Below are 14,352 nucleotides of genomic sequence, written 5' to 3' on the forward strand. Positions count from 1 at the left end.
ACGTGACCAGCGGCTACAGGGTCAAACTGGCTCCTGGCGTCCAGCGGGTTGGTGCGTTGAACCTGTCACCAGCCCTCCCATAGCCCTATCACCAGGTCTTTCACTCGCCCTGTCATCAGCCCAGATGGATAGGCGGACCGGCCGGCCGGCCGCACGCCGCCGGCGCGGGCGCTCGGCAATCGTGGTGACCTCGAGGGCTGCGGGACGGCCAGCAGCCGGCTCTGTGAGTTCGCTCTCACCATCCTCGTCGTCGCTATCCGAATCGTCGTCATCCAGGTCGTCGTCGTCTTCGTCGAGGTCGTCGTCGTCGAGATCGTCCTCGTCGAGGTCGTCGTCGAGTTCGTCGTCGTCTTCGGTGTCTTCGTCCTCGTCGACGTCCTCGTCGGAGTCGTCGTCGGTGTCTTCGTCCTCATCGGCGTCAACGTCGGTGTCGTTGGTCTCGTCGGTGTCGTTGGTCTCGTCCGAGTCGTCCGAGTCGTCCGAGTCGTCATCAAAATCGTCGGTCTCGTCGGTCTCGTCGGTCCCGTCGGTCTCTTCGGACTCTTCGGTCTCGCCGAGATCAAGGGCCACCTGAACCGCGGTTTGGTCGTCGACCGCGGCGGTCAACTCCTCGCCGGACTCCTCGACTTCCCCGTCACCGTGCTCGGCCTCCGATGACGAACTCGCGGCCATGGCTTTGAACATCGGGTGTTCGCCCGGGGCGTGGGTGGGAACCTTGGCCACGGCCTCCTTCTCGCTGGGCTCTTCGGCGCGGTTCTTCTTCGATCGGCGGTTCCGCCGACCACCCGAGTCAGCTTTACGTCCAGTCGTCGGCGCCGAATCCACCGGGTCGGCATGCAGCAGAATCCCACGGCCGCTGCAGTGCGGACAGGAGGTTGAGAAGGCTTCGATCAGCCCGGTCCCCAACCGCTTGCGAGTCAGTTGGACCAGACCCAGCGAAGTCACTTCCGACACCTGGTGACGGGTCCGGTCGCGGGCCAACGCCTCGGTCAGCCGGCGCAGCACCAGGTCACGGTTGGACTCCAGCACCATATCGATGAAGTCGATCACCACGATGCCACCGATGTCGCGCAGCCGCAGCTGGCGCACGATCTCCTCGGCGGCCTCCAGGTTGTTCTTGGTCACCGTCTGCTCGAGGTTTCCGCCGGAACCGGTGAACTTGCCGGTATTGACGTCGACCACCGTCATCGCTTCGGTCCGGTCGATCACCAGAGTGCCGCCCGAGGGCAGCCACACCTTGCGATCCATTGCCTTGGCCAGTTGCTCGTCGATGCGATGCACCGCAAAGACATCCGGCCCGACCTGCCCCTCCGACCCGACGGCCGGTTCGTACTTGCTCAGCTTGGAAACCAAATCAGGGGCAACAGAGCTCACGTACTCGTTGATGGTGTCCCACGCGTCGTCCCCGGATACGACCAGCCCGGCGAAGTCTTCGTTGAACAGATCCCGGATGACCTTGACCAGCACGTCGGGCTCTTCGTAGAGCGCTACCGCGGCGCCCGCGGCCTTCTGTTTGATCTCGACGGCCTTGGCCTCGATCTGGTTCCAGCGCTCCTGCAGCCGGGTGACGTCCGCACGGATGTCGTCCTCTTTGACACCCTCGGACGCGGTTCGAATGATCACGCCGGCGTCGGAGGGCACCACCTCACGCAGGATTTCCTTGAGCCGCTGACGTTCGGTGTCGGGCAGCTTGCGGCTGATCCCGGTCGATGACGCACCCGGCACGTACACCAGATAGCGGCCCGCCAGCGATACCTGTGTCGTCAGTCGGGCACCCTTGTGGCCGACCGGGTCCTTGCTGACCTGCACAACGATGTAGTCGCCTGGCTTGAGAGCCTGTTCGATCTTGCGGTCGGCCCCGCCGAGGCCCGCCGCGTCCCAGTTGACTTCACCGGCGTAGAGCACGCCGTTGCGGCCACGACCGATATCCACGAATGCCGCCTCCATCGAAGGCAGCACGTTCTGCACGATCCCCAGGTAGATGTTGCCCACCAGGGAGGCAGAAGCAGCCGAGGTCACAAAGTGCTCAACGACGATGCCGTCTTCAAGCACCGCGATCTGGGTGTAACGCGAGCCCGGGTGGGGCGGCTCGGTGCGAACCCGGTCGCGCACCACCATCACCCGCTCGACCGCCTCGCGACGAGCCAAGAACTCGGCCTCACTCAACACCGGTGGGCGGCGCCGTCCGGCGTCACGCCCGTCGCGGCGGCGCTGCCGCTTGGCTTCCAGCCGTGTCGAGCCGTCTATGCCCTTGATCTCGTTGCCACCGGAATCGTCACCGCTATCCGAGTTGCCCGACTTGCCGCCGGAGCGGGGGGCACGCTCGTGTACGACCGTGTTGGGCGGGTCATCCGGGGCCGGACCCTCGTCGCCGTCATCACCAGCACCCGACTTGCGGCGCCGGCGCCGGCGCCGACGCCGGCTGGCGCCGTCGGCCGAACCGTTGTCGTCGTCGCCGTTGTCCGACTCTTCGGAGTCAGCGCCGTCTTGCGCCTCGCTGTCGTCCGATGACGTGGAGTTGCCCCCCGTCTTCTGCGGGGCCTCGTCACCATCGTCGCCGGGTTGGTCCTGACCGTCGTTTGCGCCCTGCTCGCCGCGCCCGCGGCCGCGCCCGCGCCGACCCCGGCGGCGGCGCCGGTTGGCCGGCCGGTCGGCCTGCTCTTCGCCATCGTCACCTTCGTCGCCCGACTCGTCATCGGCATCGTCGCCAGCGACGGGCTCCGAAATCGGCTGGGGTGCGACAAACAGCGGCATGTAGTGCGGCCGCTCCACCCAGGTCTCGACGACCTGCACCGTCTCCTGGGTTTCCAGCATCAGGCGCGATTCGGGCTCGGCGGGTTCGCCGGGCGCATCGGGCACCTCAGCGGCCACGGCGTCAGGAGCTTGCTGGCCCTCCTCGGCCTGGCCCTCCTCGGCAGGTTGCTCGGCCAGCAGGTCGCGCACCCGGACCGCATCGACGCGGTCCACACTGGAATGGGCGCTGCGAATCCGCCCATCGAGCGCACTCAACGCATCCAGCACCCGACGGCTACTGGTTCCCAGCGTTCGCGCCAGTGAGTGAACTCTCAGGCGGTCCGGCAGGTCCTCACGCTGTGTCGGCTCGTTTTCCGGGTCTGAAGATGGGGCACCGTCTACCACGTATTCTCCTCAAGCCCCGGGCGCGTCTAATCGACGCGGCCACGCGAGGGCTTCACTATGTGCCCGGGTCACTTCTCCCGGGCTTGTGATGGTCTCGCTCCGAGCAGCTCCGAACGAACCCACTCGGCGCCGTACTGAATGACGGCTTGACACGCCGCGCCGCATCACGGGAACGCGATCGTCGCGCTTGTCGAAGTCTTCATCCGGGTGTCCGACGCTGGTACAGCGACGTTCACCCGAAGTCAGTATCCCATACCACCGGAGCGAGTCACCCTCGCCTGAGCAACCCGGTCCAAAACCAGCCCGCAAGCCCCGCGTCGCGGAGCTAGGCGCTGGGAAACCAGAGTGCGATCTCGCGCTGCGCGGATTCGGCCGAATCCGAGCCGTGCACCAAGTTGAACTGGGTTTCCAGGCCGAAGTCACCCCGGATGGTGCCCGGCGTGGCCTTCTCGACCGGATCGGTACCACCGGCGAGTTGGCGAAACGCCGCGATGGCTCGCGGTCCCTCCACGATCGCCGCTACCACCGGCGCCGAGGTGATGAACTCCAGCAACGAGCCGAAGAACGGCTTGCCCTCATGTTCGGCGTAGTGCTGGCTGGCCAGCTCCTCGGTCACGTTCCTGAGCTCTAGCGCCGCGATAGCGAGGCCTTTGCGCTCGATGCGGCTGATGATCTCGCCCACCAGTTGGCGCTGCACACCGTCTGGCTTGATCAGTACGAGGGTCCGTTCGGTCACGGGGGCTAACAGTAGATGGCCCGATTCTGCGGCCTAAACCTGGATGCCCCTAGGCCGGTCAGATCAGCGCGACGGCGGAGGCCCCTGGCGCTCTCGACGCCTGACCTCGGCACGGAAGTACGCCATCATGGCCCATACCGCGCCGAACACCACACCCAAAAACCCGACGGCCGGGTACACGAAAACGCCGGCGATAGGCACCAGCTGAATGCCCAGGTTCGCCCAGATCGCCCACGGCCTGCGCTGCACGCCGGCCAGCAACACCAGCGTCACGGCAAGCCCAATGAGGTAACCCAGCGACGCCGGAGTCAGCCCGCCGCCGACCGCACCCACCACCGGGATGGCCAACAGCACCACGATCGCCTCGAGGATAAGTGTCGCTGCCATCACCGAGCCGAAGCTCTTCCATGGGTCTGACTGTGGTGCCGGATCCCCGTGATTTGCCGGCTCTTGCGGCTGCCCGGTCATTGCGGATCACGACCGAACAAGGTGCGGGCGGCCCCGGCAGTGACCACCGAACCGGTAATGACGATCCCGGTTCCCGACAGTGAGCCCCCCTGCGCTTCCCAGTCGATCGCGGATTCATCGACCAGCGCGGTTGCCGCGTCGACGGCATCACGCAGGTTCTCTGCGGTGATCACCCGGTCGGGGCCGAAGTATTGCTCCGCCGCCAGGGCCAGTGACGCGACATCCAACGCCCGTGGCGAACCATTGTGGGTCACCACGATGGAGTCGAATGCGGGCTCGAGTGCGGCCAGAATGCCATTCACGTCCTTGTCTGCCATCACGGCGACCACCCCAACCAGGCTGCGGAAGTCGAACTCTGCGACCAGCGACTGCGCCAGCGCCGCCGCCCCGGCCGGATTGTGGGCGGCATCGATAAAGACCGTCGGTGAGCTGCGCAGGCGCTCCAACCTGCCGAGGCTGGTGACCGCGGCGAAACCAGCACGCACCGCGTCGACATCGAGCTGACGCTGGGCGCCGGCACCGAAGAACGCCTCCACTGCCGCCAGCGCCACCACCGCGTTATGCGCTTGATGTTCACCGTGCAGCGGCAGGTAGATGTCGGAGTAGACCCCACCGAGGCCCTGCAACTGAAGCAGCTGCCCGCCTACCGCCACCTGGCGGCCCAGCACGGCGAACTCGGAGTCCTCTCGCGCGACGGCGGCGTCGACGCGAACCGCCTGGGCCAGCAGCACCTCCATGGCCTCAGGGAGCTGACGCCCGATGACAGCGACCGTGTCAGGGGAACCGTCGGCGGCTTTGTGGATGATGCCGGCCTTTTCACCGGCGATAGACGCGATGTCATCACCGAGGTAGTCGACGTGATCAATGCTGATCGGGGTGATCACCGCGACCAGCGCGTTGATCACGTTGGTGGCATCCCACCGTCCTCCCAGACCGACCTCGACCACCGCGACATCGACCGGCGCGTCCGCGAACGCGGCGAACGCCATCGCGGTGAGCACCTCGAATTTGCTCATTGCCGGCCCGCCTGCGGCCTGCGACTGTTGGTCGATCATTTGCACGAACGGCTCGATCTCGCGGTAGGTCTGGACGTATTGAGCCGGGGTGATCGGCTTTCCATCGATCGATATCCGTTCCACCGCCGACTGCAGATGTGGGCTGGTGGTCCTGCCGGTGCGTTGATGCAGCGCGGTGATTAGCGCGTCAACCATGCGCGCCACCGACGTCTTGCCGTTGGTGCCCCCGATGTGGATCGACGGGTAACTCAGCTGTGGTGAACCAAGCAGGTCCATCAGCGCACTGATCCGCGTCAGGCTCGGCTCGATGCGGGTTTCCGGCCAGCGCTGGTCCAGCAGGTGCTCGACCTGCAGCAGAGACGCGAGTTCGTCCGGGGTCGGTTCGGCGTCACTCCCTTGAGCTAACCCTGTCCAGTCAGGTGGATCGAAACTCATTGCAGCGCTGCCAACCTGGTCGTGATCCGGTCGCTTTCCTCCTGCGCCAAACGTTGGCGATCGCGGATCTTGCCGACGACGGCCTCGGGCGCCTTGGCCAGGAAATCGGCGTTTGCCAATTTGGCCGCGGTCGATACCAATTCCTTTTCGGCTGCGGCCAAGTCCTTTTCGAGACGCCGCCGCTCGGCAGCCACGTCGATGGTGCCCGAGGTATCGAGCTCGACAACAACCGTGTGGTTCATGCTCGGGCCGAGCCGAACCTCCAGCGAGACCGACGGCGCAAAGCCTTCACCCGGCGCGGTAAGCCACGCCAGTGAGGTGACGGCAGCAACCTGAGCACCCAGATCGGATTCCTCGACACCGATCAGCCGAGCGGGCACCTTTTGCCGGTCGGCCAGCCCTTGGTCACTGCGGAAACGCCGGATCTCGGTGACCAGATTCTGCATATCACTGATCCGCTGCGCGGCAACCGGATCCAGGGTGATTCCGGAGGGCTGCGGCCAGTCGGCGATCACCAGCGATTCCTGCCCGGTCAGCGCCTGCCACAACGCCTCGGTGATGAACGGGATGACGGGGTGCAACAACCGCAACAGTGTGTCCAGCCCCGCCGCCAGCACCGCGGTGGTAGCCGAAAGGCCCTCGGCGAGCTGGGTTTTGGCCAGCTCGACGTACCAGTCGCAGAATTCGTCCCACGCGAAGTGGTAGAGCGCCTCGCAGGCCCGGCTGAATTCGTAACTGTCGAAGGCCGAATCAACTTCGGCCCTAACCTCTTCGAGCCGCCCCAGGATCCAGCGGTCGGCATCGGTCAGCTCCCCCAGCGGGGGCAGCGGGGCCAGCGCGGCACCGTTGAGCAGCGCGTAACGGGTCGCGTTGAACAACTTGGTACCGAAGTTTCGTGACGCCCGGACCGCGTCCTCGCCCACTGCCAGGTCACTGCCGGGGCTCGCACCACGGGCCAGAGTGAAGCGCAATGCGTCGGCACCGAACGTGTCGATCCAATCCAGTGGGTCGATGACGTTGCCTTTGGACTTACTCATCTTCCGGCCGAACTCGTCGCGGATCAGGCCATGCAGAAAAACGTCGGTGAACGGCACCTGGGCGCCACGGCGGCCGTCCAGGGTGATCACCTCGTCTCCGCCGACGAAGGTGCCGAACATCATCATCCTGGCCACCCAGAAGAACAAGATGTCATATCCGGTGACCAAAACACTTGTGGGATAGAACTTTTCCAGCTCTGGAGTCAGTTCGGGCCAGCCCAGTGTGGAAAACGGCCACAACGCCGAGGAGAACCAGGTGTCCAGGACATCGGAGTCCTGTTCCCACCCCTGCGGCGGCGTCTCGTCCGGACCGACGCACACCTTCTCCCCGTCGGGGCCGTACCAAATCGGAATGCGGTGACCCCACCACAATTGTCTCGAGATGCACCAGTCGTGCATGTCGTCGACCCAGGCGAACCAGCGTGGCTCCAGGCTTGCGGGGTGGATCACGGTGTCCCCATTGCGCACCGCATCACCCGCGGCCTTGGCCAGCGACTCCACCCGCACCCACCACTGCAACGAAAGCCGTGGCTCGATTGGCTCTCCACTGCGATCGGAATGCCCGACGCTGTGCAAGTAGGGACGTTTCTCCTCGACGACGCGCCCCTGGGCCGCGAGCGCCTCACGCACCGCGACCCGGGCTTCGAATCGGTCCATGCCGTCGAATTGCGTTCCGGTGTCCACGATCCGGCCCTTGGTATCCAGAATCGAAGGCATGGGCAATTGGTGGCGCATTCCGATCTCGAAGTCGTTCGGGTCGTGTGCCGGGGTGACTTTGACCGCACCCGTGCCGAATTCGGGATCCACGTGCCCATCGGCGACGATGATCAGCTGCCGGTCCACGAATGGGTGCGCCAAGGTGGTGCCGACCAGGTGGCGGTAGCGCTCATCGTCCGGGTGGACGGCGATCGCGGTATCGCCCAACATTGTTTCGACCCGGGTGGTGGCCACCACGATGTGGGGTTGGGAGTCCTCTAGTGAACCGTACCGGAACGACACCAGCTCACCCTCCACCTCGAGGTAGTTCACCTCGAGGTCGGATATCGCCGTCTGCAGCACCGGCGACCAGTTGACCAACCGCTCGGCCTGATAGATCAGCCCGGCATCGTAGAGCCGCTTGAAGATCGTTCGCACCGCCCGCGACAGGCCCTCGTCCATGGTGAACCGGTCACGGCTCCAGTCCACCCCGTCACCGAGCCGGCGCATCTGGCCGCCGATCGCGCCGCCCGACTCGCGCTTCCAGTCCCAGACCTTGTCGACGAACAGCTCGCGACCGAAGTCTTCCTTGGTCTTACCGTCGGCCGCGAGCTGCTTTTCCACTACGGTCTGGGTCGCGATGCCGGCATGGTCCATTCCCGGCTGCCACAGCACCTCATAGCCCTGCATCCGCTTGCGGCGGGTCAGGGCATCCATCATGGTGTGTTCCAGCGCATGGCCCATGTGCAGGCTGCCGGTCACGTTGGGCGGCGGCAACACAATCGAGTACGGCGGTTTCGAGCTGGTCGGATCGGCGACGAAGTAGCCGGCATCCGCCCACTTCTGATAGATGTCGCCTTCCATCGCAGCTGGATCCCACGACTTGGGCAGCTGGTCGGCGGCAGAATCGGCGCTGGCGGTCACCGGTCAATTCTAGGAACCGCGCTCGGGCGGCCTGTAGGCACCCAAAACCTCAGGTGAACGCCGTTTAGCCGCGATCAGGGAATCGTGAGCACCTCGCCGGGGTGGATCAAGTCGGGATTGGCCACACCGCTGGCCTCGGCAATCACCTGATACTTGCTGCCGTCGCCGTAGAAGCGCTCCGCGATGGCCCACAGGGTGTCACCGGAGACCACGGTGTAGGTCCGCGGCGCGGGCTCGGCAGCAGGCTCCGGTGGCGCCGGTTCGGCGACCGCTGCCGCGACGGCCTCCGGGGTGGTGTCGACGCGCTGAGCCGTATCCGAGGCAGTGGCTTCGGCCGCGGCGGTGGGCTCGGGCGGCGGCGGGGCGTCGGTCTCGGTATGCGTCGACCAGGCCGGTCCGTCAGCGGCATAGAGCACCAGATTGCGATCGTCTTGCAGCACCAGCCGGACGTTCTTCTTGCCTTTGGTGTCGGTGTGCCAGACCGGTTTGTCCGCCGTGTACACCACAAAGTTGCCGTCGCGCTGCACCTCGGCGCGCACCACCTGCTGGCCGTTGGTGGCGCTCGCCCACAGCGGGGTGCCGCGGGAGGCCAACACGAGATTGCCGTCGTCTTGCAAGGTCAGGGTGTAAGCCCCGTTCTTGGAAACCAGTGACTCCCCCGGCACCAGCTGCTGTCCTTCGGTCAGTGTGTCCGACATTGGCAATACCCCTCTCGTTACTTATCTTGAATCGGCTCGCGGTGGTCGAGCGAAACGGCAGCTACGCCGGCCGCCGACTGGCGCTACTTCTTACCGCCCAGTGGGCCGCCCAGAATGTCACCCAGGGCGCCGCCTTTGCCTCCCAGCACACTGCCGAGAATGCTCCCCAGGGACTTGTCAACGGATCCGCCCCCGAGGATGCTGCCCAGCACCTCGCCTAGCCCTCCGCGGGAGGCTGACTCGGAGTTCTGCTGCGATCCTTCCCCCGAGCCTAGCTGATTTCCGATGTAGGCCAACACAATCGGGAGCACGATCGGCAACAGCTGCTTGAGCAGATCGCGGTTGCCGGCGCCGCCCTTGGCCAACGCCGATGCGACTTGCTCGGCGTCGTTGCCACCGAAAAGTGTCGCAATCGTCTGATGTCCGTCGCCCCGGTCCGCCGCATCAAGGTTGTGATCCAGACCCCCGCCGGCGTCGAGCAGGCCCCGGTCCGCCTGACGGTTGGCGGCGGATTCGATCCTGCTGGCATGGTCGGGATCTTGCGAAGTCTGGTGCAGACCGCTGACCAGCACCGGCACCGGCACGTGAACCGCGCTGTCAACCTCGCCCTGGTCGACGCCTAGCCGACTGGCGATTTCCGAGGTAGGTATCCGAGCGTAAAGATCGTCGAGACCGGCCATCGATGCCACCTCTTTTGCGGCTCATTGGGTGCGCTGTGAACTTCTGTGAACCACTTTCGACACTAGACCGCCGCGCTCTTCACCGAAAGCCGTTGCGGCAGACCAGTTCAAGTTAACCGTTCGGTAGCCAGCGCGACACCCGCGGCCGGTAAGCGCGCTAGCAACGCGTCACCCATCGCGGCCGCCGGGGTGAGCACGCCATGCAGGCCCGAAAGCTGGTCACGATCGAAGGCCAGTGCCAGACCGCACTCCCCCAGCAACACCGACGTCGCTTTGTACCCGGGATCACCGTCCTGCTCCATCCGTGCCACGTACCTGTCACCCGAGGTCGTCGTGGTGTAGGTCTCGATGCGGTAGTAGCCGCGCTCCCGAGTTGCGGCGCTGGGGCCGGTGCCGGGTTTGGGAGCGATGCGCTCCACCAACCGTTGTGGCAGCAACCGGAAGTAGCGGCTGCCCAAGCCCGTCATCGCGTTGCCAACACCGCTGATCATGGCCGAGGCCACTGGCGCCACCGCCGACGAGCCCAGGCTCATGTGTTCGGTGTACTGGAACCGCTTGCCGTACGCCCAATCCAGCAGCGCGTTGCTGCGCCGCACGATGCGGGTATTGGTGGGCGCCATCATGAATCCTGCCGTCCACAGCCCGGTCAGTTCTGGAGCGATTCGTCCACCACGACGCCAGGGCAGATCGGGCTGCGGTCCAAGTTCCGGCTCGGCGGCGCGGTCGGTGCTCAGCGTGTAGGGGTCGGTGAACTGGCGACGCAGATCGGGGTCCGCGGAGACGGCACGCAAAATTTCCAGCATCGACGCGACCGTGCCGCCCGATACCCTGCCGGCGAACGAACGGACGACGAAGTCGGTGCGACCCAGCTCACCGGCACCGTCGTCGCGGACGGCACGGTAGAGGGCGTACACGGTGAGGTCCGATGGAATCGAATCGAAGCCACAGGCGTGCACGATCCGGGCCCCGGTGTCGGCGGCCTGTTTGTGATACAGGTCGATGCTTTCGCGCACGAACGGCGGCTCGCCGGTCAGATCGGCATAGTCGGTGCCGGCAGCCGCGCACGCGGCCACCAGGGGCAGGCCATAGCGCATGTACGGCCCAACCGTGGTGACGACCACCCGGGTGCGGGCGGCCATCTCCTTGAGTGTCGCCAGTGCGCCGGCGTCGGCGCTGACCACGGGCCAGGACTGTGCGGCCTCTCCCAGCGTCTGACGGACCGCCAACAATCGGTCGGTCGACCGGCCGGCCAGCGCGATTCGCGCGTCGCCGCCGGCCCGGGCCAGGTATTGCGCGGTCAGCTTGCCGACGAAGCCGGTCGCTCCGTAGAGGATGATGTCGAATTCACGCGGCGTCTCGCTCACCGACCCGACGCTACCGCGCGGTCAGGGGTTAGTGAGCAGACGAGGGCCAGTGGCGCCCGGATTCACACCTGATAGGGCCGGGCTGGACCCGGTAAGACCCCAAACAAGGTGAGAGTGCCGGGCCCGAAGGCCCGACACTCTCATCAAAAGTCCAGCGTGGCGTCGGCTAGCCGCGTCGGCCGCAGACCGGCCACGCGCCGATGCCCTGGCTGCGCAGCACGTTCTCGGCCACTCGGATCTGCTCTTCACGGCTCGCACCGGCGGGCCGATCCCGCGCCGCCGTTGGCCCGCCAGGTGCTCGCGGTGAACTGCAGGCCACCGGAGTAGCCGTTGCCGGTGTTGATGCCCCAGTTACCGCCGGATTCGCACTGTGCGATGGCGTCCCAGTTCACGGTGTAGACCTTGGGAGCGGGCGGCGGGGCAACGTCCGGCGCCGGCGGCTCGAAAGCGACTGGTTCCGGAGCTGGCGGAACATCCTCAGGGGCCGGCGGCGCGAAGGCGTCCGGGGCCGGCGGTGCATCCTCCGGAGCGGGACCGTCCGGCATGTCGACCGGCGCGATCATGGCCTCGGGGGCCGGCGGTGCGTCCTGCGGGGCGGGCGGCTCAAAGGCACCCGGGGCCGCAGGCAGGTTGGGGTCAAAGCCCGTCGTGTCGGCACCGACCGCATTCGGGTCCAGGCCGTCGTCGGCGTTGGCGGTGGCGGCGGTGGGCACAGTCACGAGCGTCCCTGTGATCGCCGCGACGATGAGCGTCTTGCGGACGTTCTTCAAGATTGTTCCTTTCGCGGTGCGCGCGCCAAAGCCAGCCAGCCCACGAGACGTGGGTTGGTTGCGATGTCCAGTTAGGAATTGCTGCTTTGAGACGTGCCGTCTCGTTTCGGCACGACAGCGGAGGGCCTGATCTGCCCGGCGGGCCTTGCCCGACCGCAGCGGCGGCTATACGAAACTCGTGCCGCCCGCAGCTCCGCTCACACGCGGGTCCGTGGATTCAATTTTGTTCATTACTGTTGCCCGGTTTTTTGGGCTACGGGGACCGTACGATAACGATTTGGATTCGTCATCTCCGCCACGCCGATATTTCAGTTCTATAACGCGCGAATCACGGCCGGATACCAGAAATGTTCCCGCTGGTCAGGCGCAAGTTTGTGGCAATACACGAGCATTGCCGGTTTGAGCGCCTTCGTGAGCCGAATCACGCACATTTTGTGAGCTGAGACACGAGTTTGCCCATCAACAACTCGGCCGGCGCACTAGGCACCCACAGCGCGGCCGCCGTGACCCAGGTCATAACCACGGACAAAGGCGAGTTGGACCACATTCAGCTGCAGTTCGTAGAAGTCTGCTGTCAAACAACTGAACATCAAGTGTCACAGTGTCGTTCACCGCGATGGACGAGCAGTGGCGGCTGACGGAGCAAAGAGTCACCGCAGGGACGAATATCGCTGCAGGACAGAGCTTTTACCTCCGCCACACCGAGACGACCCTAACTCCACGAAGCAAACCCCAGGCTGCGCGACAAGAGCCGGGCAGGCCCCCGCATCGGCACGAAGATTGCGATGTTTTCGAATTTGCTGCAATACGGTCGCCAGCTCCCACCCAGGGCGGCGCCGGACCAATAGGAAGGCTCCCCGGCTAAAACGGAATCGACCGTAGGTACTAAATACCCTGTGCGGCAACGCAATACGTTCTAGCGGCGCCGGTAGCCGCTCCGACCAGGGCTCCGGCGTTGTTGATTAGCAGGCTTGTGAGCTGGGGAATTGTGGATTGAGGAGGTCTAGGCGGCGGTTGGCGGTCAAAGCGGTGATCCGGCAGGCTTCGGCGATGTTGTCGGCGCCGTTGAGGCGGTGCAGATTGATCGCGGTGTTGCGTAGCGTTGCTAGGACCTGTGCGCCGTTTCCGGTATGTGCCCTTTGACGGTCTTCGTCGAAGGTGACGTCGCGTATCCAGTGCAGGCTGTTCTCGATTCCCCAGTGTTGACGCATCCAGGTCATGATCGCGGTAGGGCGGGCGTGCTCGAACGGCAGGCTGCAGATGGCATAGACCACCTCCACGCTGCGCTGGTCGGTGGCGGTGATCAAGCGTTCACGAGTGATCCGGATGATTTGTTTTGCGTAGGGGAAGCCGATTCCTCGTGCAGCGGTGATGATTTGCAGGGTGCGGGTCTCGACACGGCCGTGGCCGCGGGAGTCGTCGGTAGCGGCTGTGGGCACCTCGGCCCAGGGCAGCGCGGTGATACGCGCAAGTATTTTGGCTTGGTTGGACTTGACGATCATCAGGTAGTGCGACTTCAAGGTGGCGCAGATCAACTTCGCGGTGACGACCTGGGTATGCATCGCATCCACGGTGACCAGCCACCGCAAGCTACCCGGCAGCAGCGTGAGCAGGGCACGTACGCAGGGAATTTCATTGCTTTTCTCGGCGACAGCGAGTTGACCGAGCACCAATCGGGCACGGTGGGCGAACACCGACACGAGATGCGTGGCTGTCGCTTTGGCGCGTAAAGCACCACGCAGCATCTTGCCGTCCAACGCGATCGGCACCAATCCACTGGGGTCGCTGCTGGCCACGTGTGCAGTGAAGTAACTGCCCATCCTGGCGTTGAGGTCGGCGGGGTCTAGCCGAGACAAAACAGCGCGGAAGGTCTTCTCACTGGGCCGCCGGAACCGGACCCCTAATTGGGCCAACACATCATCGGGAGCGGTGGCCGCCCATGTGGCAAAACCAGCATAGCCGCGCATCCCCGCGGCAGTGGCCAGAACCGCGATCGCCAACAAAGCCATCAGCGAATACCTCCGACCGCGTGGGTCCCTCGGGTCTGGCACCGAGGCCAACACATCGAGAAACTCCGATCCGATGAGCTCGCTGCGCTCACCAGGACTCCAGCGGTCGAACACCTCTGGAACCGACGACACAGGCAATACTGAAACGGTAGGCACGGGCAACTCCAGACCAACGACGAACAGTAACCAACTCGATCGTTCTCCAGATAGCCCGTGCCTACACTCCGGCCCCAATAGCGCGGCACCAAAGATCATCAACCCAGCTCACAAGCCTGCTAATCAACAACGCCGGAGCCCTGCCGCTCCGACCGTTCAAGATCCGGGGGAAACCAATAACGGGATAGGCCGCGACAAATAACGATGCGAATCGACGAACACTAA

At 65.1% G+C, this 14,352-nt stretch carries 8 protein-coding genes and 2 pseudogenes; all 10 read right to left on the reverse strand.

Annotated features, from left to right (window positions below; all coding sequences use genetic code 11):
• Positions 1-115: 115 nt before the first annotated feature.
• The 10 genes and pseudogenes from rne to CKW46_RS21525 all read right to left on the reverse strand — a co-directional run bounded on the left by rne (position 116) and on the right by CKW46_RS21525 (position 14,127).
• A pseudogene (rne, locus tag CKW46_RS21480) lies at positions 116-3,138 on the reverse strand (ribonuclease E).
• 325 nt (positions 3,139-3,463) lie between these two features.
• Positions 3,464-3,874, reverse strand: a complete 411-nt coding sequence (ndk, locus tag CKW46_RS21485; RefSeq protein ID WP_012395377.1) for a nucleoside-diphosphate kinase — start codon at positions 3,872-3,874, stop codon at positions 3,464-3,466.
• A gap of 63 nt (positions 3,875-3,937) precedes the next feature.
• Positions 3,938-4,342 carry a DUF4233 domain-containing protein gene (locus CKW46_RS21490; protein WP_012395378.1) on the reverse strand — a complete coding sequence of 135 codons (405 nt, stop codon included), beginning with the start codon at positions 4,340-4,342 and terminating at the stop codon, positions 3,938-3,940.
• Complete coding sequence (gene folC, locus CKW46_RS21495) at positions 4,339-5,793, reverse strand: bifunctional tetrahydrofolate synthase/dihydrofolate synthase (protein WP_482052372.1); 1,455 nt, start codon at positions 5,791-5,793, stop codon at positions 4,339-4,341. The genes CKW46_RS21490 and folC overlap by 4 nt, the downstream gene beginning before the upstream one ends.
• Entirely contained in the window at positions 5,790-8,450 is a 2,661-nt protein-coding gene (locus CKW46_RS21500) for a valine--tRNA ligase (RefSeq protein ID WP_020725987.1), read from the reverse strand. The genes folC and CKW46_RS21500 overlap by 4 nt, the downstream gene beginning before the upstream one ends.
• Before the next feature lie 74 nt (positions 8,451-8,524).
• Positions 8,525-9,148, reverse strand: coding sequence for a LysM peptidoglycan-binding domain-containing protein (locus tag CKW46_RS21505; protein WP_011741447.1), 624 nt, complete (start codon positions 9,146-9,148; stop codon positions 8,525-8,527).
• Positions 9,149-9,231: 83 nt separating this feature from the next.
• On the reverse strand, positions 9,232-9,828 hold the full coding sequence (locus CKW46_RS21510; protein WP_117435370.1) for a DUF937 domain-containing protein: 597 nt from the start codon (positions 9,826-9,828) through the stop codon (positions 9,232-9,234).
• Between the two features lie 107 nt (positions 9,829-9,935).
• Positions 9,936-11,192: a saccharopine dehydrogenase family protein gene (locus CKW46_RS21515; protein ID WP_482052373.1), complete on the reverse strand. Its 1,257-nt coding sequence runs from the start codon at positions 11,190-11,192 to the stop codon at positions 9,936-9,938.
• Positions 11,193-11,358: 166 nt separating this feature from the next.
• Positions 11,359-11,584: pseudogene (locus tag CKW46_RS21520) on the reverse strand (transglycosylase family protein); the annotation flags it as partial.
• A 1,340-nt stretch (positions 11,585-12,924) separates the two neighbouring features.
• A complete protein-coding gene (locus tag CKW46_RS21525; protein WP_420811857.1) occupies positions 12,925-14,127 on the reverse strand; it encodes an ISAs1-like element IS2404/ISMul1 family transposase in 1,203 nt (400 codons plus the stop codon).
• Positions 14,128-14,352: the final 225 nt, after the last annotated feature.

It is taken from the genome of Mycobacterium liflandii (assembly GCF_022354805.1).
Classification (GTDB): Bacteria; Actinomycetota; Actinomycetes; order Mycobacteriales; family Mycobacteriaceae; genus Mycobacterium; species Mycobacterium marinum.

Excerpts from the sequence above, each read along its gene's own strand:
- CKW46_RS21505 (WP_011741447.1), bottom strand. The coding sequence starts at position 9,148 with ATGTCGGACACACTGACCGAAGGACAGCAGCTGGTGCCGGGGGAGTCA.
- folC (WP_482052372.1), bottom strand. The coding sequence starts at position 5,793 with ATGAGTTTCGATCCACCTGACTGGACAGGGTTAGCTCAAGGGAGTGAC.
- CKW46_RS21510 (WP_117435370.1), bottom strand. The coding sequence starts at position 9,828 with ATGGCCGGTCTCGACGATCTTTACGCTCGGATACCTACCTCGGAAATC.
- CKW46_RS21490 (WP_012395378.1), bottom strand. The coding sequence starts at position 4,342 with ATGACCGGGCAGCCGCAAGAGCCGGCAAATCACGGGGATCCGGCACCA.